Genomic DNA, 21,644 nt, shown 5'->3' on the forward strand with positions numbered 1-21,644 from the left:
CTAAAAAACACAAAAAAAAGGATGCTCCCCATTTGGCTTAGGGAACATCCCTTGCTACTTTTATTATTTCAAACCCTTCTCCTGCACATAAGCGTCCCATTGCTTGATATATTCGGTCTGGATTTTCTCAAGGCCTGCTTGCTTAGCCTTTTCCATAAAGGTGGTTAAACCCGCATCAACATCCTCTACTAATCCAGCTTGCAATGGATACAGGTATTGCTTTTCCACCTGCTCTAGTGCTGCTTTTTCCGCCTGATAGGAGGTATAATCCTCAGCAAAACCTGTGAAAATATCCGGTTTCTGAATTTTGTCGAGCTCAGCGAAGATTTCCTTCACGCCGTCATAGGATTTATCAAACAACATGAACTCCGGATTCCGCCAAGCCCAGCCATTCATTCCCTCGCGTGTAAAACCGTTTGTTGAAGCATCACCAATAAGTTCATAGTAGCCGTTCGCATCAATTTTATAGTTCTTTCCTTCCACACCGTATTGTGTGAGTTGGTTGTAACGTTTATCCATGACCATCTTTTCATAGAAGGCCAGCGCACGTTCAGGGTTCTTGCTGCTCTTCGGAATGGCGAAACCATTATGAATAGGATGAACAGGTGTTGCATAACCAATGGTATTGCCATAAGGATAGTAACCTAGATCCCAATCCGGATGTGCTGCTTTCACCTTCATCAACGTATCGTTGAAGCGAGTCGGATTATCTCCAAAGATGCTTGCTGCCTTGCCCGCGATAATCGGCGCCTGGATGGTATCCTTCAAGTTCAGGACGTTTTTGGAAATCAATCCGTTTTCCTGCCAGCGTCTCATCGTCAGCAGCTCTTCTTTATGTTCCTCCGAGCCCCAATAGAGATAAGCTTTTGAAGGATCATCGTACTTAATACCAATACCGTAAGGCAGCGGACTTCCGACCTGTGCGGTAAGTGTTGAATATACATCATGAATGTTACCTCTTACATCACTGTTAAAAGAAGCCGGCGACATCTGCGGTTCATTTTTCTTGATTCCTTCCATGTATGCTTCATAGCTAGCCAGATCTGTCGGCTGAGGCAGATTGTATTTCTTGCGCAGATCCTCACGCCATACGAAGCCATTCGTTACATACTCCTTATAAGTCGCAGGAACGGTGTAAATCTTGCCATCAATCTTCACGGCATCCCACATTTCCTGTGGTACGAATTGCTGGAGTTCTGGGGCAGCTTTTGGCAGCAGATCATCTATAGCCAAAAAAGCTCCCTTTTTCGCATAAGCCTGATATTGTGTCCAGTCCGCAGTGAAGATCAAATCGATCGATTGGCCCGACGACAGCAGCAGCTTATATTTCTGATCCCAATCTGTCCAGGTTGTATAATTGAATTTAACGGTTGCATTCAGATCCTCTTCAGCCATTTTGTTAATTTCGGCTTCAATGCTTGAGAGATCCTTCGGCGCATCGCCTAGCATATAGAATTGCAGCTCGACCTTTTTGGAAGTGTCCAGTCCGGTCTTCTCCTCAGTAACTGCGTTCGTACTTTGTGCTGTGTTTCCTCCGCTATTGCTCTCTTTTACCGCCGAATTGTCTCCGTTTGCAGAATTAGAATTCCCCCCGCAGCCTGCCAGCAGCGTCAAGCCCAATACTGACGTAAGCAGAATAGACATGCGTTTGCCCTGTTGTTTATTCATCTGAATCCTCCCTTTTCACTATGCTTCTATGTTAGCCGACTGTACCTTAACCCGGTAGTGGGCAGGTTGCGGTTCTAACCTTTCACAGCGCCGATGGTTAGGCCTTTGACAAAATAACGCTGAACGAACGGGTACAGAAAAAGAATAGGTCCCGTCACGACAATTGCCATCGCCATTTTGGTAGACTCAGCAGGGACCTCCGTAGCCAGTGACACCCCGGTTCCCGCCCCCATCTGTGCGATAAACTGTGCTGAATTAATAACATTGTACAGATAGAACTGCAGCTGATATTTATGCGTATCATTGATGAACAGTGAAGAGGTGAACCAGTCATTCCAGTAATACAAAGCCAGAAACAAACCGACTGTAGCGATGCCCGGCATGGAAAGCTTGAGTACAATCTGCCAGTAAATCCGGAAATCACCAGCCCCGTCTATTTTGCCAGAATCGAATAATTCCTCAGGAACTGCAGATTTGATGAAGTTTTTCATTAAAATGATCAAAAATGGCGTCATCAGACCTGGAAGCACCAGTACCGCATAGGAATCCAGCAGACCGAGGTATTTCGTAATCATGATGTACCACGGGACAAGTCCTCCCCCAAACAAAGTCGTAAAGTATATATAGAAGGAAAAGCTATTTCGATATTTGAAATCTTTACGCGCCAGTACATAACCGGCCATAGTCATGAAAAAAAGTCCCATTACCGTTCCAATCGCAGTTGTGCTGACTGTGACCGCATATGCCCGCAGCACCTCATCCGGGAAGATGAATACCGTCTTGTAGCCCTCCAGTGAGAACTGTGCCGGAATCAGATGATAGCCATCGCGGATAATGGACTCATTGCTGGTCAAAGACGCAGAGATAATTAGCAAAAAGGGCAGCAGGCAAGCGATCGACAGGCCAATAATGACCACATAGGCAATCCAATGAAGCATTCGCGTATATTTATCCTTTTGAATTTTCATTCCTTATCCTCCTAGAACAGGGCGTAGTCATCGTTTATTTTGCGGATTATATAGTTGACCGTCATAATGAGGACGAAGCCGAACAGGGATTGATAAACCCCGGCAGCCGTTGCCATGCCCACATCAAAGGTTACTTTAAGCGAACGGTATACATAGGTATCAAGGATATCCGTCGTATTGTAGAGCAGCCCGTTATTGCCTATTAATTGATAGAAAAGATCAAACTGGCCCTTCATAATACTGCCGAGCGCAAAGAGCAGCAGCACCACAAAGGTTGATTTCAGCATCGGCAGCGTTATATACCAAATCCGCTGGAAAATATTAGCGCCATCAATTTTGGCCGCTTCATAATATTCGTCACTAATCCCCGTAATCGCCGCCAGATAAATCACCATGCTGTAGCCAAGATTTTTCCATAGATAAAAGATAATGATCAGAAAGATCCATGCCCAAGGTTTACTGTAAACGTCGACCGGATCAAGGCCAAATTGGGTAAGTATTGTATTCAAGAAACCGCTGTCATAATTAAACAAGTTGTAGACAATTACACTGAGAATTACAAAAGATACGAAGTAAGGCAAAAACATTACCGATTGGCTAATCTTTTTAAACCATTTTCCATTGAGCTCACTCAGCAGGATCGCACAGACAATTGCCAGCACATTCCCTAGTACAATAAAAGCAATATTGTATCCTATCGTGTTCATCGTGAGCTTCACCAGCGTACCGGATCTCCAGAGGAACTCGAAATTCTGCAACCCGACAAACTTGGAATTGAACATACTGCTGTTGAAGTCGAATTGAGTGAACGCATAATAAATGCCTACCATTGGAAAATAGGAATTCACCAGAAAAAAGACCAAGGTGGGCAGCAGCATCAGAAACATTACCCGATTGTGCACCAGCTCATACAACAATCCTTTCTTCTTTCTTGTCGTTCGTAAGCGTGCTCTACCATCAGCCTGGATGCCAAGTTCGACGTTTGAAATTCCTTTGGATGAGGTTTGGCTCAAGATCTCTCACTCCCCTTAATATAGAAACTGCATAATTCCACTATAGGGGGATTCTTCTGAACACAGAAGTGAAGCTTACAAGCCTTACTGCACAAACTGGCGAAACAGGAACTGAACAATCAGGATGTTTATGTAAAAGTCTTCGGAGACCCACAGAGCTTCTCAAGCTTCGCTAACCCCGTATAATCCTTGTAGAAAAGGCTGTTTTGTACATGAATATTTAATTTGTTCACTCCCTTCAGATTGGAAAAATGCAGGATTATAAGGTTGCTCCACTGTTCCGTTCACTCTTGGGGACTTATAATAAAGGAACTTCATAATATGAATTCATCCAGAGTCTTGTCCGAGTAAGTCATATGATGATCAGGGGGGACGGTATGAAGAATAATGATCTACGGAGAAAAAGACTACTGTATGGCAAGCTGCTCACTACCATAACCCTGTGCATATCGTTAACCCTTCTTATCTCTACTTTTGTTTACTATACGTACTACATCGGTGTCGAGAAGACGCAAACCTTCCGCTCCGATCTAAGGGACCTGACCCAGACCGGCAAAAAAGTAGTCAACATGGCTGAAGTCGCGCAAACGCTTTCATTTCAACTGTATCGAACCAGCACGATTTCTCATCTGTTGTTCTACAACAAGCCTTCTATTTATGAGGTAACCGCAGCGATGTCCGATCTCGGAAACTACTTAAATTCCATGCCCTATATTGAATCCATCTATGTATATAATCCGAATAATGACACGGTTTATATTTCGGCAGCACAGGGCCAGAATGGCGTATTCACCACCCGCGAACTGGTGGACACTGAAATTATTCAGATGCTGAATCATTATCAGGATTACAAAACATTCACGCCGATTCCGCGAACCTATTCCATAAATGAACCTGAGAAGAAAACCATCTCAGTCTATACTTACCTCTGCTATGATGCCATCAATTGGGACCGCTCTATTAACTCTGCGGTTATTGTTAACATATCCGCGGCTTGGATCAATAAAGAACTGGCTAACGGCAATACACCCGGTAGTGGCAGTACCTACATTTTAGATGACCAAGGCCGTTTTCTGTCGGGGAATAAGCTGACACTGGAGAAGCTCTCCGGGGATGAAAACAGTTGGCTGGAGCATCAAGTAAAAGCACGCTCTGCCGGCTATTTCACTGCCCCTTTTAGAGGGAATAAATCACTGGTGTCCTATACTTCGCCCGATTCGCTTGGCTGGCAATATGTGCGCATTACTCCTTATGAGGTGATTACTGAACAGACCAATCATATCCGCAATACTACACTTCTGATTTCTATAATTATTCTATTGTTCGGTCTTGTTATTTCTAGAGTACTGTCCAAACGGCTTTATCTGCCGATTGATTCGATCGTAAGCCGAATGAATACCCTTGAGGCGGATAAGCGCAACAGCATGTTCACGATCAGGCAGAATTCATTACGCAATCTGGTGCTTGGCATTAAATCTCCTCATAACAACCGGCAAAATGATGTTCAACAGCTGGGTATTTCTTTTAATTTAAACGAGGGCTACCGGCTAGTATTACTACGCATTGATGAGTACGAAGCTCTGCGAAAGGAACGAGGCTCTTATCTCCTTCCGTACAAGTTTGCCATCATGAATATTGCCTCAGAGATCTGTGGACAGACTTATCAGGTGGAAACTGTAGATATGAATGACGATAGCGTGGTCATGTTGCTTAGCAGCATGACCTCCACTGAACATCTGGATACCGAGCTGATTGAAGTGCTACTGCGGCAGATCCGCGTGGCCTGCTGTGATTATCTAAAAATCGGACTGTCGTTAGTGTACAGCCCCATCAGTGATAATCCAGATGTACTAAACCGGCTGTACAGTCAGGCCAGAGAAGCTTCCAAACATAGACTGTTTTATGGTCATGGCAGCTTGATCAATGCTGAGCGCATTAGCGAGCTTCAGAACAATCTTTACTCCTATCCGGCTGACAGCGAGAAAAAGCTGGTCGATGCGCTCACAAGTGGCAGAACAGACGAAGCCCGCAGTCACTTCTCCGAAATGGTACGTGAAATGGAGCAATATCCCTATCATGTGCTGGAACTTACTGTTTCAAGGGTGACGCTAACGATTAAACGAATCGTCGATAACATCAAGAAGCTTAGTCCTACCTCCACCGAAGGGATGATGGTGATGCCTTCGCTTGAACAGTATGAAACGATAGAAGAATTTGAAGCGGCTTTTTACCAGCTTTTCGATCATATTCAGGAATTCCAAGCGGATAAGCGCAGCTCCAAGCAAAGCGATCTAATCCGGCAAATCAACCAAACCATTCAGCAATCTTACATGGACCCTTGCCTAAGTCTGAACCAAATCGCGGATGAACTTAATATGTCTCCGATTTATGTCAGCAGACTTTATAAGCAGCAGACCCTAACCACTATTGTGGATGTCATTATGGAGGTACGGATGAAGGAAGTATGCCGCCTGCTTGTAGAGAGTGATTTGTCGGTATCGGATATTGCTGAAGTAACTGGCTTCACCAGCAGTTCTTATCTCCACCGGATGTTCAAACGCAACTTCAGCCTTACACCAATTGAATTCAGACGGACCAAAAACAGTTCATAACATGAATCACCTATCCCCCAAAAAGAAGGGTGTTCCAGCAGCCATTAACCCAGCCTTTGGAACACCCATCGATATCCTATGAAATATTAAAATACCTTCGCAATATTTGCTTCATTCTCACCTGCAAGAATGGTGTATTCTTTGGTCAACAGATTCGCTTCAAGCTTCGCCACACTGTTCTCATTTTTCCAAGTGATGTTCAGCTCATTCTCACTACCTTGTTCAATCTTGATCTCACCATCAAAAGCTGGACAGCTATTTCTGAATTTTAACAATGCGAACAGCTTTTGAACAACAGGACGTTGTACCTCAGCAGCAATTTCATCTTTAGAATAATAATGGCGGTTAATATTGCGTCCTTCTTTTGTGCTTTCGAGCAGCTCAATATCATTCTCGCCAGCCAATAGACCTACATAATAAATCTGTGGAATACCAGGGGCGAAGCACTGAATAGCTCTGGCCAAAAGATATGCCTGATCATCATTGCCAAGTGCAGAATAATAAGTGCAGTTAATTTGATAAATATCCAGATTATTATAAGCGGCGGAGCTATATTTTTTCTTAACATTCGCTCCTTGGCTATATAGGCTTTCTCTGGTCATTTCAGCTTCTTCGTCGGTCATCAGGTCCTTAACATCCACTACGCCGATGCCGTCATGCGTATCCAGGGTAGTGAATTGTTTTCTCGGACAGATCTCCAGCCAATGCGCAAGCCGATTTACTTGTCCACTATACAGAGCATGTAATACCAACATTGGCAGGGCAAAATCATAGACATAATAATCCTTGTCTGCAATCTTCAATTGAATGCTGTAATGCTCATGGATTTCCGGAAGAACAGTTACACCATAAGGTTCTACTACTTCTTTAGACAAATTCAACATTTCCCAAATATCCGGTTCTACGAAAAAGCAGTTGGTACCGATCTTTTTGTTGGCATAGGCAAAAGCGTCAAGCCGGATAATCGATGCTCCTTTATCAGCAAGAAAGGTCAGATTGTCTTTCACGAATTTCTTCGTAGTTTCCGTAGTCACGTCCAGATCAATCTGCTGCTCATCAAACGTACACCAAACCTTTTCCTTCGTCCCATCTTTAAAAGTAACCTCTACGTATGGCGCCCGCGGTTTACGTTTATAAATTAAATCCACATCAACCTCAGTTGGTTCACCGTTAGGCCAGAAATCCTTGTAACGAATGAATAAATCCTTATATTCCGATTCATCCTTCTTCTCAAGGAAATCTTGAAAGTATGGAGACTGCTGTGAAATGTGATTGATCATGAAATCATACATCATGTAGAACTTCTGGCTCATCTGTTCAATTTCCGCCCAGTCGCCAAAAGCTGAGTCAACCTTGGTGTAATCCATCGGGGCAAATCCCCGGTCGCCCGAAGAGGGGTAAAACGGCAATAAATGAACCCCACCCACGACTCCTTGCAAGTGTGTATCCAGTACTTCGTTTAGTTCTTTTAAATTGTTTCCCATGCTATCTGCGTAAGTGATAAGCATAGCTTCATTTTTAATCTGCATATTGGAGTTCTCCTTCTATTTCAATTTATACACTCTTGCTTCATAAGTCAGAGAAATCATCAAACTAATGTAATTTAATGAAAGCGTTCTCCTAAGAATCCTGTTCCTCCCTAGATGAACGTTTATTCAAAACCAATTTTATAGATGCGCAAATAATATGTCAAACGTTTTCATATAATTATATTCATATAATATAGACAAAATTATTGATATTTAATATTATACCTGAATATTTTGTGGTAACGTATAACATACCTATTATAACTATCAAAAACAATCTATGCTTTTACAATTGTTAGTCTTGATTAGTGTCAACAATCCAAGAAACGTTGTAGAATATAGATTAGAGCATTTTATGAAACGGGGATGAGGGTATGGCAAGTATTAAAGATGTTGCCAAGGAAGCGGGCGTTGCTGTAGCTACCGTGTCCAGAGTAATGAACAACCGGGGATATATCAGCAAAGAGACGCGTAAAAAAGTTGAACAAGCGATGGACGCCTTAGATTATCATCCTAATCAAATCGCCAGAGCCTTACAGAAGAATCAATCCTTTTTTATTGGGATTATTGTTCCAGATTCGAACCACCCTTTCTTTTCCGATCTCATCAAGTATGTTGAAATGAGTGCTAATGAAAAAAACTATAAATTGCTAATATGCAATTCTCTTGACGATCCTGAGAAAGAAGCCAACTATATTAGCATGCTTCGCCAGAATCAAGTAGATGGCATTATCATGTGCAGCCACACCATGAATATTGAAAGCTATAAAAAGGTCCCTTTCCCTATTGTCTCTTTTGACCGTTTTATTTCCTCCAACATTCCTTGTGTGGGATCGGATAATTACCGCGGTGGTGAGCTAGCTACCGAACATTTGATACAGCTGGGCTGTAAACGGTTGCTACATATCTCCGGCCCGCTAGATCTGGATATTCTAGCGAATCGTCGTCGGGATGCTTTTGTCATCACTAGTATGAAACATGGTGTAACCTACGATATTATCGAAGGTGCGCACAATAAGCTTACCTTTGATTATTTTTGGTCCTTTGTCACCGAAAATATCTCTCCAGCCCAACTTCGAGAATATGATGGAGTATTTTGCAGTAATGATATTGTGGCTTATGCTTTATACATTTATGCTGAACAGCAAGGCATTCGAGTGCCCGAGCAACTGAAAATCATCGGTTATGATTACCACAGCTTTACCCGCATGCTTCAGAGTCCTAAATTGACTACCATTATGCAACCTAGTGATCGGATCGGGGTCATGCTGACCAATACTCTCCTGCAAATGATCGAAAGTGCTGACGGAGAGCTAATCAACAACACTACTGTAGACGTAACTCTTATTAAAGGAGAGACTACTTAACGTATCTATTAAAAAGGTAGACTACCGTAATTAGCGGTGGCCTGCCTTTTTTTTGTATTGCTTCATTAATAACGACTTTCAGGAATAACGGCTTTCAGGGCAATTATTGTAACAACTTCCGCTTCTCAGAATATGCTGATTGGGCAGGTTCCCATTTTTTAAAGGAATGAACAGGAGAAGTTCAAGGAGGAGATATAGAAATATGCCTGATTACAGACCATTTAAGGGCGATGCTATCCTAAACAAGCATGGAAGGATCAGCAGTCCTATTAGAAAGAGGGAGTGTAACGCACTATTAAAAATAGTCACTGATCTCTCTGCAGTGGTACCCCCCGTACTTACGAATCCCACAACACTTCATATTGTCAATCTCCAAAGAGTGTTAAGAGAGCTATTGGAATTCTTGCATACTTCTAAGTTATGCAGCCCTTTTAGAACTGAGCTACTTTCTGTAGTAGAGATAACCATTGTATCGACCGAAGTCAGTCCCTTCTCAGTCGTAAGCGTTGGCACTAATCTTCAACTGCTATTAGCTGAGTTATTATCTTTTATTCTCGCCACGAAGATTGACCCTAATTGCAAAGATCAGCTGATTATTCAGATCAGACATATTCAGGCTTCTATTACACAAGCAATTGGATTACCTATTAAAGGTGTGACTGGACCTTCAGGGCCACAGGGGCCACAGGGACCTCAGGGGCTGCAAGGGTCTCAGGGGGTTCCGGGAGCAACGGGAACTACAGGGGCAGGGCTGCAGGGAATTGTTGCTTTTAATCCTGCACTAAGCCCTACTTATCCTGCCGGTCAAGTAGTAACCTTCAATGGCAGTACCTATATAGCTACTGTTGCGGGACCAACGGGAACACCTGGAAGTTCACCAGATTATTTATTAATTGCTGGGGGCTCCACAGGCCCCCAAGGACCTCAAGGACCTCAAGGAACACCGGGACTTCAAGGACCTCAGGGGCCGCAAGGGGTAGGGCTGCAAGGGATTGTAATCTTTAATCCTGCACAAAGTCCTACTTATCCAGCAGGTCAAGTAGTAACCTTCAATGGCAGCACCTATATTGCTACCGTTTCAGGACCTACTGGAATACCCGGGAGTTCACCAGATTACTTGTTAATCGCTGGTGGCGCGATGGGACCTCAAGGACCACAGGGTGTGCAGGGGATTCAAGGGCCAACAGGTGCGCAAGGACCAGCGGGTCCAGGCGTCGGAGCGACTGGAGCGACTGGCTCGACTGGGGCTGCAGGCTTGGCAGGCCCTGCTGGTGCAACGGGCGCGACTGGCGACCCCGGCGCGGTCGGCGTTGCCGGAGCTACGGGTGCAACGGGTGCGACTGGTGATCCCGGCGCGGTCGGCGTTGCCGGAGCTACGGGTGCAACGGGTGCGACTGGTGATCCCGGTGCGGTCGGCGTTGCCGGAGCTACGGGTGCAACGGGTGATCCCGGCGCGGTTGGAGCTACTGGCATTACCGGAGTCACTGGTGCAACCGGTAACGGTGCAATTATTCCACTGGCATCCGGAGGACCTATTATTATGACCACGGTTTTAGGTGGTTTGGTTGGAACAACAAGCCTTGTAGGCTTCGGAAGTTCAGCCACAGGCATTTCTCTTGTTGGCGGTAATATTGATTTAACAGGTACTCTCCTTGGACCGCTTATCAACTTTGCATTCTCGACTCCTCGTGCAGGAGTGATAACATCCCTTGCTGCTTATTTCAGTAATACCATAGCTTTATCGCTGCTTGGTACTACAATAAATGTAACAGCACAGTTGTACCAATCGGCCACACCAAATAACACATTTACTGCTATTCCAGGGGCATTAGTAGCGCTCCCACCTATCACAGGTACTATTAATCTAGGAACTTTTGTCAATGGAATTACAAATGATATCAATTTTGCTGTAACACCACAGACACGTCTGCTTATGGTATTCTCAGCCACTGCTACAGGCCTCACCCTTGTAAATACAGTCACTGGTTATGCAAGTGCTGGCTTTACGATTGTATAATCATTAAAACAAATTCAAAAAAAGGCATCTGCCATTCCTTCTAAGGAGTGATAGATGCTTTTTTGGTAATATACGGTACACTTACTTGATCTTTCGGACTCAAATGCCGCTATTCGTTAATTTATCCCTGTTTAGAGAGATCATCGGACCTGAGAGGCGCTATTGGGCAGAAATGGTGCTCAATAGCGTCTATTTTGTACAAATAACGCCTATGGGGTCCAATAGCAACTCAAAAATAGGAAAATGTTGCAAATAAGAGCGCTTGAGTCCGATAGTCTGTCAATGTCACTCCCCGCTCTTCTTCTCTCCTACTCATGTCCGGAGGCTGAATCCCTATTACCGAAACCTTCCTTTCCTTTGGTCTCGATCAGGAGCTGCAGATACGCTGCTTACTTCACCTCCTTCTATACACTTACAATCACTACTTAGAGTCTACTGTTTCTTTCCCACGTCGGATGAGCTGCTTACTATGCCTCCCTCTATACACTTACCTTCACTACTTAGGTCTACCGTACTCTCCCACGTCGGATGAGCTGCTTACTACGCCTCCTTCTATACACTTACCTTCACTACTTAGGGTCTACCGTTCTTTCCCACGTCTGATGCGCTGCTTACTACGCCTCCCTCCATACACTTACCTTCACTACTTAGGGTCTACTGTTCTTTCCCACGTCGGGTGAGCTGCTTACTACGCCCCTTCTATACTCTTACCTTCACTACTTAGAGTCTACTGTTCTTTCCCACGTCGGGTGAGCTATATTTGATGCTGTGGTAGGGTAGGGACATTAAGTGGCGTTCTAGGTACAATATGCTTGTAAATGTTCAACATCCACCGGTTAGTAAAATACCAAAGGCTGGCTCATTCGTAGATTTCACTACTGATGAGCCAGCCTTTAGTTAGATATCCATTATATTAGGGAAATCCTCCCTAATATTCATCGATAATCGCTTTAAAATAAGGTTTTTAGGGAATTTATCCCTAAAAATTCATACAAATACCCATTTATGGCTAAAAACATCCTATTATTAGGGAAGTTTTCCCTAATTCACGTTCTAGGAGCCATAATTCCCTTCACTTTAGGGAGAATTTCCTTAATCCACGTTCTAGGAGCCATAATCACCTTCACTTTAGGGAGAATTTCCCTAAAGTTCTACCCAGAAAGACGTCCCATAGCCAGCTCATTCCCCCTGGCTATGGGACGCCCTTTTCCACATAAACGCTTCGCTTGTAAAGGTCTCCCTATAGATCAGCTAATCTGCTGACTGCCCTGCTGCTTCTCTAAGAAACGTTGAAGAATCGCATTGAATTGCTCCGGCTGGCATAGATTACTTGGATCTAATGCGTTCGGAATAATCGCCAACTGCGCATGTGGCAGCTGAGACACCATTTCCTTCATACAATTCACTCCAAATTCATTAAAGTCCCCTACAATACATAAAGCAGGACGTTTAAAAGCCTTTAAGCATCTGGTGTAATCAACATGGCTTGTAGCCAGTCTTTGCCGATATAGCTCCCGGGGACGTTTGTCCAGCAGCCCTCTTCTAATCTCATTGTAGGCCAGACTCCAGCGCTCTCGGTACATCATCCGAATCGAAGGCAACACCAGCTCGCTTGGGAGATAATACATTAGCAAACTGCAATATGCTGCCATAGTTTGTATTTTCCCTACAATTGTTGATCCGTGAGTCCTACAGAAGCTATCCGCGACCACAATGGCTTTCACACGCTCAGGATATTGTTTGGCAATATGCTGAACGACTAAGCCACCATAGGCGATTCCTACAAAAACTGCTTCACGAATACCTAGGTCATTCAACAGCATAATCAAATCCAGACATTGCGTCTCAATAATCTCATGTGGGGCCTCCAGCAGTTTACCAGACTTGCCATTCCCCCGTAAATCGCACAAAATCACTTTATATTTATCGGAAAAATACTCCAGCTGTGGTTTGAACATACTGTGTGTTAATCCATGTCCATGGATAAACACAACCGGAGTGCCAGTTCCATTGATTTCATAATAGAGCGAAGTTCCGTTCAGTTTAGCGATAGGCAAAGGTAACACCTCTTTCATAATAAATTCTACGTCTATATCTGCTTAAAAACGCAGCAAAAAACCACAGAGGGATTCTCTGTGGCTATTCATCACTAAACACGCCATTCATCCTCTCTCCATACGCTTACGAGGTTAGCTGTCGGATTCGGGCAGTGAGAGTTGCCCTACCTGCAGGGATGCATGTTATGCACCCGGAACAGGATTCACCCCATAACCAGTGCCGACTCTCACATCGGCTGCCAGTTGTTGGTTCCCCCGCTTTCCAGAAACGGAAATTAAGCGGATTGCTTATGTAATTGTAAATTTAAGATAATTGTCAGTTCTGAGATGAATCATACTCTTGTAAGGTTTGCTTGTAAAGGAGGGCTCTGGTCAAAATAATGTTGAAAGCAATGCTTTTCATTTCATATTGAGCATACTCTTCATTTTCTCTTTCTTTTGCTCTTGTTTACTCGTTTTATTTAAGAAAATGGCTCTGAACCAAGCCAAACGGAGGTTAAAACACCAGTACTTTCTATATAAAGGCCATCCTTTTCACTGGAGATATGAAAAAAGCTAAGCAGAATCAGAGGTATTCCCCTGTCCACTTAGCTTCCTCTTACAATACTATGGCTACAAAAGATCGGCGTTTTTCAATGCATGCTCCCAGCTTGGAAAAAAGAACAGCGCACTTCTCATAAGCTCAGGATCGCTCTGCTTTACTTGTTTTTTACTGATCGAGCTTCCGTCGCTTTGCAGCTTTTTGATCCGACTTAATACTTCATCAGCCTCCAAAGGAATTTCCATTGAAACACTCCTTTCTCAGTGACCTGTTTCCCTTCATTTTCTCCATAATATGTTTATTTATTCCGTACTCTTTATTTCCCCAGATTAAACCATCTGATAGATGGGTTGTTCAGCAATGAACCGGTTAGGAAGCATGGGATATTTGTCTGCTAAGATTTCAGCTAAATATTTCATTCCCGGCGCTTCACTCTCCGCATGACCTAACATGATGAGCGCTTTAGATCTGCCTTGGTGCCCTGCATCCCGCACATATTCCGGAGTCTCCCACTCTGGTCCCTCTCCAGCAATAATTAAATCAAGATTGTGATCATTAAAATGCGGAATAGCCATCGTCCCGCCTCCTCTGTAACCTACTAATATCCCTACGCGTTTGCAGGACAGAGACAGGTCACCGGCAGCGCGTACATAAGAGATCCCTAGCTTACTTTTAATATATTGAGCAGCTTCCAGTACAGTCATAGCAGGAATATTGAGAATCGTAGCAGCTGCTTGCTGCTCTTCCACGTATGCGGACCAATCTAGTTCTTGCAGTAAACCCACCATAATTCCATCCGGCTTTTGCCGATGCCAATAATCATGATAACGAAAAATAGCAATTTGGGAATGTTCGATCAGACTTTTTTTCGCATGATAAACCGGATCACCTTCTAACCACTCGCTCGCCGCATGATGGCTATAAAATACACCTTCATGCGTGATCAGCAAATTGGCTCCTAACGCTATTGCTTGCTCCACAACATTTTGTGTGGCAGAGAAGGCCGTAATAATCCCTGTGACTTCAGTTTCCGGTTCCCCTGGGTTCAGAATATCGACAGTGCCTTCTACCTGTTCCACAGTTCCCATTAAATCTTCCAGAATCGCTCTAATCGTGAGGCTCACTATCATCATCCCTCGATTCGAAATCTAATAAATCTTTCTGCCTTTAAGATCCTCAATTCCGCTCTTGCGGTAAAAATACGTATTGATCCGATCTCTCCATTCCTGCGCATGCTCTGCTTGCTCTTCAAGACGTTGCTTCACTTGCATATACAATCCACTATCCACGCTGCCTTCAAGTGATTCCCATGTCGCTAGAAGCTGTGCAGCCTGCTCAGCCCCCTCAAAATGAGTATCGTAGATATGCTGAATAATAGTTTGCCCCGATTGCAGAACATACGTGTATGGAACATGATGAAAGAACAGCAACAGCTCTTCCGGACAAGACGCTAGATTCTCATAATTTGATGCATTAAGCCCCATATACTGTCCGCTATAACCCGTTCCCGATTTGACTGAACGATCCACACCAATGCCCTTATGATCCGCATAATGGTACGTTCCCCACTTGGCGTATTCATACCCATCCACATTCGGCCCATAATGATGATCCGGATTAACCATCCAACCCACACCTAATGGAGCTGTGTAAGATTCGTAAATCCTCCATGAGTCCATCAACATCCCGCGAATAGCAGCCACTAGACCTTCATCAGTGCCAAAGGTAAGCCGAATCCATTCCTCAGCTATTTCTTTTGCCGTCAGCTCCGGATTCCAAATTAATCTTCCATATCCATACAGATTAGCTTGAGCTAACCCATGCCCCGTCCAGTTCATGTCATCTCCAACATTAGTTACAGCAGCCACACCATTATACTTATTTCCCCACACCGATCCGTCCACAATATGTTTCACAAGCGTAGTTTGCCCTCTGGCATAAGTATTGAAATCAAGGACTTCTTTCCACTGTGGAACAAGATAACAGAGATGCCGCTGCTGCCCCGTATATTCTTGAGCAATCTGAAACTCCATCAGATGATTGGTATGTTCCAGTGCGCCAAACAGCGGAGATACCGGTTCTCTGACTTGAAAATCCATCGGTCCATTCTTGATTTGCAGCACTACATTATCATTAAATCGGCCATCCAATGGTTTGAAATGATCATATGCCGCTCTGGCCCGATCTGTCTTACGGTCACGCCAATCCTGCTTGCAGTTATATACGAAACAACGCCAAATCACGATTCCGCCAAACGGCTCCAGTGCTTCTCCCAGCATGTTGGCGCCATCTGCATGGTCACGTCCGTAAGTGAATGGTCCTGGTCGATTTTCTGAATCCGCTTTGACCACAAACCCGCCAAAATCAGGTATCGCTCGATAAACCTCACTAGCCTTATCTTTCCACCATTTCCGCACCGCTGGGTCCAGAGGATCAGCTGTGTCCAATGCTCCGATCTGTATCGGGCTGGCGAAGTTAGCACTGAGGAATAGCTTAATCCCGTATACGCGGAATATTCCTGCAATCAACGCGATATCAGGCAAATATTGCTCCGTTATAAATAGAGATTCAAGCTCATGAACATTCACATTGTTAATCGAAATCGCGTTGATCCCCACAGAGGACATTAATCTGGCATAATCACGTAGCCGCTTTGTATCGTTAAGAAATTGATTGGACTCGTAAAAAAAGGAGCGTCCAGCATAGCCACGTTCAATACTGCCATCAAAATTATCCCAGTGATTAATCATTCGCAGGCCGTTCACCGGATTCATAGATAAATCTAGAGCGTCTATCTCGCTTTCTGTTCCTATCAGCCGTAAAAGATGGAATACACCATACAAAATTCCAACAGACGTTAAAGCACCGATAGCGATACATCGCTCAGTAGCGTTTGTACGTATAAGGAAACCTTCAGGACCTAGTGAATCGGTTCGCTCTCCTCCGAATACTCTACCAATTAACGGATTCCCCCCTTGGAAGGTTCCTATAACGATACACGGTCCTTCTGGTTGCGCTGTGAGCAGTGGCGCTTTGCCCAGCATAGAGGTCATCCCCTGTATGAATTCCGCGGCTGCTGCCTGAATCGTCTCGTTGTCCTCCGTTACAACCAACTCACCACACCAATTTAAATATTGATTGTATAGAGATCCAGATTTCAGCTTGCCATAGTTGAGCCAAGCCTCATAAGCGGTATTTGTCATGTATATTCCTCCCGTATAAATAACCCGCCCTGGATTAAAAAGGACGGGTTCAAAATTCGCAGACTTGAGCAGATTACCCGCTCTATAATTTGGTGACAGCGTTAAGCAATTGATGATAAGCCGGCTTAGGATTATGCTGCTCATCGAATAGAAATGGCCAATTTTTCCGTCCCCGAACAGGGAAGCCGTCCAGCCATGTATAGTCATCCGCTGCTCCCCAGAAAGTGACTGAGCTAATCACGTCGCGGTATTCTTTCAACAGAGCAAACATCGCTTCATACCGCTCTGCCTGCAGCTCGAGCAGTTCGGCAGGTGCAACCTTTAAATCCATGCGTTTGTCATCGAAACGGAACATGGATACATCCAGCTCTGTCAATTGGAGCTGAAGCCCTAAAGATGCATACTTCTCAATAGCAGCGCGTATATCGTCTAAGCTCGGATCGTATAAATTCCAGTGTGCTTGCAATCCGACGCCATGGATCGGCACTCCTTGTTCCAACAGCGACTTCACCATTTTATAGATTTTATCGCGCTTAAGGGGATTAGACTCGTTATAGTCGTTGTAGAATAATAAAGCCTTAGGATCGGCTTCATGAGCATATTCAAACGCTTTGCCGATAAACTCCGGTCCGACAATGTCCAGCCACTTTGACCGGCGAAGAAGTTCTTCTCCTTCATCTGCAATAACTTCATTTACAACATCCCAAGCATAGATATCTTCCTTGTAACGCCCAACCACGGTCTGAATATGTGATTTGAGCCGTGCAAGCAATGCCTCTTTGCTTACAGGCCCACCCTTCTTATCCTCAAACAACCAGTCCGTAGTCTGGTTGTGCCAGACTAAAGTATGCCCGCGCATAACCATATGATATTTTCGGGCGAAGGCAACCAACTCATCTGCTAGCTTAAAGTTATAAATATCTTCAAGCGGATGCAGACTTTCAAACTTCATCTCATTCTCAGCGGTAATGCTATTGAAATGATAGGCGAGCAAGTGCTCCTGTGATTGAATCGTCAACGGGTTAACGGCTGCGCCAATTTTGTAATCCTCAGCAAATATTGTTTTTAGTGCAGGTTCTGTGTAATCACTAGCTTGTCTCAACAAGTTCCCTCCTGACAAACGCATTTATATCAGTATTCGAATAATTAAGACTGATAATCGAACCAATCGAAGTAGGCAGGCACCTCAGCTACCTTGCCATGACCTGTTGCATATAATCCGATAAGTACACCCGTAAATCCATTTCCTTTTACAGCTTGAGGGGATAATGGATACGCTGCTGCTGTTGATAGCTTATTCCACTCCTGCCCATCCAAAGAATACAGGAAGCTGTATTCGGTAAGCTCAGCCTTAACTTTCAAATAAATTCGCTCGGCAGTAGTTGGAACCTCTGCCGCTGTATGGGTTACTCCATCCATGGTCACATGAGCTGTAATCACTCTTTGGCCGTTTTTTTGAACAAGTCCAATTTCATAATGAGCGTTCTCATCTAATCTGGCGCAAAGTCCAGCCTCCACATCAGCAATAGATGAAGCCATTTCAAGCAGTGTGCTCCATTCTGCTGAAGTATGCTGCTGTCTTCTGCCTACAAAAGCCACTTGGCCTACTTCACTGAGACCTTTCGGTTGTCCTCGAAGAGATAACCATCCCTGCCGTTCGTTTAAGGACCAGCTTCCCTCAGCCGGATTCCGCAGAAAGGCTAATCCCAGCGGCAATACATGTTCATCAAAATCATATCTTCCACTAGTCTCAGGTTTTGGTGATTGACCAGGTACACGTGAAACCTTCATTTCCAGTCCGACAGTGTCTTCATTATTATCGATCATCGGCCATCCGTCTTCAGTCCAGCTTACGGGAGCAAGGAAAGTCTCTCTTCCAAGCACAGTAAATTTTGCATCTACTAGTCTTACTCCAAGGAATACGGCCCACCAATCCCCGTTACGATCCTCAATCAAATCGGCATGCCCTAAATACTGAATGGGATTGTCAGTACCGCTGTGCGTCAATATCGGATGCGGCAATCGTTCAAACGGTCCATAAGGAGAGGAGCTGCGGCCAATGATCTCCCGATGTTCCTTAGCCGTTCCTCCTGAAGCCGTCATGATATAGTACATTCCATTTATTTTGTACAAATGGGGTCCTTCCGTCCAAGGTCCGCCATCCCCAGTCCAGATGACAACAGGTTCTGTTAATGCTGCTCCCGTAGCGATATCTATCTCATATTGGATGGCATGGGAGTCATAATCTGCCCCCTGCTGGGTGGTTACATATACTTTTCCATCCTCATCAAACATTAGAGAAGGGTCAATTCCTCCATAAGGAATACTAATCGGATCTGACCACGGACCCGCAGGGTCCGTAGCCGTAACATAGAAATTTCCTTTCCCGTGTACTTCGGTCGTTATCATGTAAAACGTTCCTTCATGATACCGGATCGTTGGGGCAAATATCCCTCCAGAGCTCTTGCTTTTACGAGTATCCAGCTGACTTACACGATTGAGCACATGACCTATTTGTGTCCAGTGAATCAAATCCTGACTATGAAAAATAGGTACGCCAGGGAAATACTCAAAGGAGCTGCAAACTAAATAGTAGTCATCCCCTGCCCGAGTGATACTTGGATCAGGATAGAAGCCTGGAAGTATCGGATTCGTGTATGTGATTGAAGATGGGGTCATAATTTAACAGACAACCTTCCTATTACTTAATAGTGATTGCAAGCTCCTTATTCCTTCACGCTTCCTACGTTCATTCCAACTACAAAATATTTCTGCATGAATGGATAAACTAGCAAAATTGGAACCGAAGCAACAATAGTAACGGCTGCACGAATGGACTTTGGAGTAACCATTGACCCCGCTGACTCAGCAGTTACCCCTGCCCCGTTAGCTACACTTGCGTTACTATTCGCATTCATACTAGATGATATTAATTTCATTAATTCATACTGCAATGTACTCAAGTGTTGGCGGGAAGAAGTGTAGATAAAAGCATCAAACCATGAGTTCCATGCACCTACCGCGACAAAAAGGGCGATGGTAGCAAGAACAGGCTTACACAAAGGGAAAACTACTTTCATGAAAATCTTGAATTCCCCTGCACCGTCGATTCTCGCGGATTCCATAAGACTTTCATGCAAGCCGCCAATGTAAGTACGGATGACGATCATATTAAATGCACTTATCATAGTCGGTATTACATATACCCAAAACGTATTAATCAAATGAAGATCCTTAATTAGGAAATAGTTCGGAATCAGACCCGCATTAAAATACATGGTTAGGACGAAAATAAAGGTAATCTGTTTGCGGAAAACATATTCTTTCCGGCTTAAAGTATAAGCAAGCATTGTGGTCAAAAATAGATTCAGGATCGTAGATATCACTGTTCGTGCTACCGAAATCCAAAAAGCAGGAATAATTGTACCAGAGGCAAAAACTGCCTTGTAGTTTTGTATGGTCCACTCTCTAGGCCATAGATAAATGCCGCCACGGATGGTATCATTCCCCGCATTAAAGGAGACTGCTATAGTATTCAGGAATGGATACAAGGTAACAATAACTAGACAAACCATAAATATAGTATTGAAGGTGCCGAACACTACGGGTTCGAACCCCAAATTTCTCATCCGTTTTCCAGCATTGCTTTTTGGAGATTTTTGAGGAATCAATTGAGTTTTTTCCATGATTATAACAGCCTCTCTTCCCCTAGCCGCTTCGAAGTCCAGTTAGCTAATAGCAGCAACGTTACACTTACGACTGTTTTAAATATACCACCCGCAGTGGCTAAGGAATAATTCCCTTGCCCAATCCCGTATTTCAATACAAATATATCAATCGTATCCGACCAGTCTACAGTAAGCCCGTTCCCTAATAAGTACGGAACCTCAAATCCGACATCCAGTACATGTCCTATGGACATTATCATCAGGATTACAATGGTTGGTCTAATTCCCGGCAATGTTACATTGAACATTTTTTTGTACCGGTTAGCCCCATCAATCTCAGCAGCCTCATATAAAGCTGGATCTATAGAAGCAATAGCAGCCAAGTAGATGATAGTACTCCATCCAACCTCTTTCCAGACGGTTGAAGCACCCACAATACCCCAGAAATACTTCCCTTCACTCAACCAAAGAATCGGTGAATCAATAAGATGTAATTTCATGAGTACGATGTTGATAATCCCGTCGTTAACCGAGAGGGAGACACCTACAATCCCTGTTACAATAATCCAAGAGAGGAAGTGAGGCAAGTAGGATATGGTCTGCACGGTTCTTTTCCAAAATACGTTTTTGATTTCATTAAGAAGTAAGGCCAATGTTATCGCGGTTATAAATCCTAGAAAGAAATTAATTAATCCCATAGCCAGTGTGTTTCGCAGTACCCTTAAAAAGGTATCGTCCGTAAATAGAAACTTGAAGTGTTTCAAGCCAACCCACGTTTGTTCGCCAAAAGCCTTAGCTGGTTTATAATCCTGAAAAGCCATGGTCCATCCCCAGACGGGTACATAAGCAAATAATATAATATAAAGCAGCAATGGAACCGACATCCAAATTAGCTGTTTCTGATTCTTAATCAAGGTCATAGTAATCGGTTGCTTCTTTTTTCTTTTAGGATGCCGGTTAACTTTTTTTCCCGTTAAAATCTCATCCATATATTTTCTCCC

Annotated in this window: 15 protein-coding genes and 1 riboswitch; of the genes, 3 read left to right on the forward strand and 12 right to left on the reverse strand. The window is 44.0% G+C overall.

The window, feature by feature from the left end:
- Positions 1-63 precede the first annotated feature (63 nt).
- From NYE72_RS26015 to NYE72_RS26025, 3 genes are all read right to left on the reverse strand, one after another.
- Positions 64-1,674, reverse strand: a complete 1,611-nt coding sequence (locus tag NYE72_RS26015; protein WP_143763133.1) for an extracellular solute-binding protein — start codon at positions 1,672-1,674, stop codon at positions 64-66.
- A 68-nt stretch (positions 1,675-1,742) separates the two neighbouring features.
- Positions 1,743-2,636 (reverse strand): carbohydrate ABC transporter permease, encoded by an 894-nt coding sequence (locus tag NYE72_RS26020; RefSeq protein ID WP_036685379.1) that lies wholly within the window; start codon positions 2,634-2,636, stop codon positions 1,743-1,745.
- 11 nt (positions 2,637-2,647) lie between these two features.
- Positions 2,648-3,523 carry an ABC transporter permease subunit gene (locus NYE72_RS26025; protein ID WP_143763134.1) on the reverse strand — a complete coding sequence of 292 codons (876 nt, stop codon included), beginning with the start codon at positions 3,521-3,523 and terminating at the stop codon, positions 2,648-2,650.
- Positions 3,524-4,026: 503 nt separating this feature from the next.
- Between NYE72_RS26025 and NYE72_RS26030 the strand changes: the two genes are divergently transcribed.
- On the forward strand, positions 4,027-6,261 hold the full coding sequence (locus NYE72_RS26030; protein ID WP_038573230.1) for an AraC family transcriptional regulator: 2,235 nt from the start codon (positions 4,027-4,029) through the stop codon (positions 6,259-6,261).
- A gap of 86 nt (positions 6,262-6,347) precedes the next feature.
- On the opposite strand, the gene gtfA is transcribed toward NYE72_RS26030, so the two are convergent.
- Entirely contained in the window at positions 6,348-7,790 is a 1,443-nt protein-coding gene (gene gtfA / locus NYE72_RS26035; protein ID WP_076141801.1) for a sucrose phosphorylase, read from the reverse strand.
- 374 nt (positions 7,791-8,164) lie between these two features.
- Between gtfA and NYE72_RS26040 the strand changes: the two genes are divergently transcribed.
- Entirely contained in the window at positions 8,165-9,157 is a 993-nt protein-coding gene (locus tag NYE72_RS26040; protein WP_036685385.1) for a LacI family DNA-binding transcriptional regulator, read from the forward strand.
- A 202-nt stretch (positions 9,158-9,359) separates the two neighbouring features.
- The gene (locus NYE72_RS26045; RefSeq protein WP_339210758.1) at positions 9,360-11,174 is read left to right on the forward strand and encodes an exosporium glycoprotein BclB-related protein; all 1,815 of its coding nucleotides are present in this window, start codon (positions 9,360-9,362) and stop codon (positions 11,172-11,174) included.
- Between the two features lie 1,247 nt (positions 11,175-12,421).
- Here the strand turns inward: NYE72_RS26045 and NYE72_RS26050 are convergent.
- The 8 genes from NYE72_RS26050 to NYE72_RS26085 all read right to left on the reverse strand — a co-directional run bounded on the left by NYE72_RS26050 (position 12,422) and on the right by NYE72_RS26085 (position 21,632).
- Positions 12,422-13,231 carry an alpha/beta hydrolase gene (locus tag NYE72_RS26050; protein WP_036685387.1) on the reverse strand — a complete coding sequence of 270 codons (810 nt, stop codon included), beginning with the start codon at positions 13,229-13,231 and terminating at the stop codon, positions 12,422-12,424.
- Positions 13,232-13,336: 105 nt separating this feature from the next.
- Positions 13,337-13,523, reverse strand: a riboswitch (cyclic di-AMP (ydaO/yuaA leader).
- Between the two features lie 320 nt (positions 13,524-13,843).
- Positions 13,844-14,017, reverse strand: coding sequence for a hypothetical protein (locus NYE72_RS26055; protein ID WP_169744809.1), 174 nt, complete (start codon positions 14,015-14,017; stop codon positions 13,844-13,846).
- An 84-nt stretch (positions 14,018-14,101) separates the two neighbouring features.
- On the reverse strand, positions 14,102-14,860 hold the full coding sequence (locus tag NYE72_RS26060) for a Nif3-like dinuclear metal center hexameric protein (RefSeq protein WP_249267744.1): 759 nt from the start codon (positions 14,858-14,860) through the stop codon (positions 14,102-14,104).
- A gap of 60 nt (positions 14,861-14,920) precedes the next feature.
- Positions 14,921-16,975: an alpha-glucuronidase family glycosyl hydrolase gene (locus NYE72_RS26065; RefSeq protein ID WP_339210760.1), complete on the reverse strand. Its 2,055-nt coding sequence runs from the start codon at positions 16,973-16,975 to the stop codon at positions 14,921-14,923.
- A gap of 82 nt (positions 16,976-17,057) precedes the next feature.
- Positions 17,058-18,077, reverse strand: a complete 1,020-nt coding sequence (locus NYE72_RS26070; protein WP_339210763.1) for an endo-1,4-beta-xylanase — start codon at positions 18,075-18,077, stop codon at positions 17,058-17,060.
- A 44-nt stretch (positions 18,078-18,121) separates the two neighbouring features.
- Positions 18,122-19,654 carry a glycoside hydrolase family 43 protein gene (locus NYE72_RS26075; RefSeq protein WP_081386566.1) on the reverse strand — a complete coding sequence of 511 codons (1,533 nt, stop codon included), beginning with the start codon at positions 19,652-19,654 and terminating at the stop codon, positions 18,122-18,124.
- Positions 19,655-19,701: 47 nt separating this feature from the next.
- Entirely contained in the window at positions 19,702-20,604 is a 903-nt protein-coding gene (locus tag NYE72_RS26080) for a carbohydrate ABC transporter permease (RefSeq protein WP_076098843.1), read from the reverse strand.
- Positions 20,605-20,663: 59 nt separating this feature from the next.
- Positions 20,664-21,632: an ABC transporter permease subunit gene (locus NYE72_RS26085; RefSeq protein WP_076098803.1), complete on the reverse strand. Its 969-nt coding sequence runs from the start codon at positions 21,630-21,632 to the stop codon at positions 20,664-20,666.
- Positions 21,633-21,644 lie beyond the last annotated feature (12 nt).

The sequence above is a fragment of the Paenibacillus sp. FSL L8-0333 genome (genome assembly GCF_037965665.1).
Lineage (GTDB): Bacteria > Bacillota > Bacilli > Paenibacillales > Paenibacillaceae > Paenibacillus_AQ > Paenibacillus_AQ odorifer.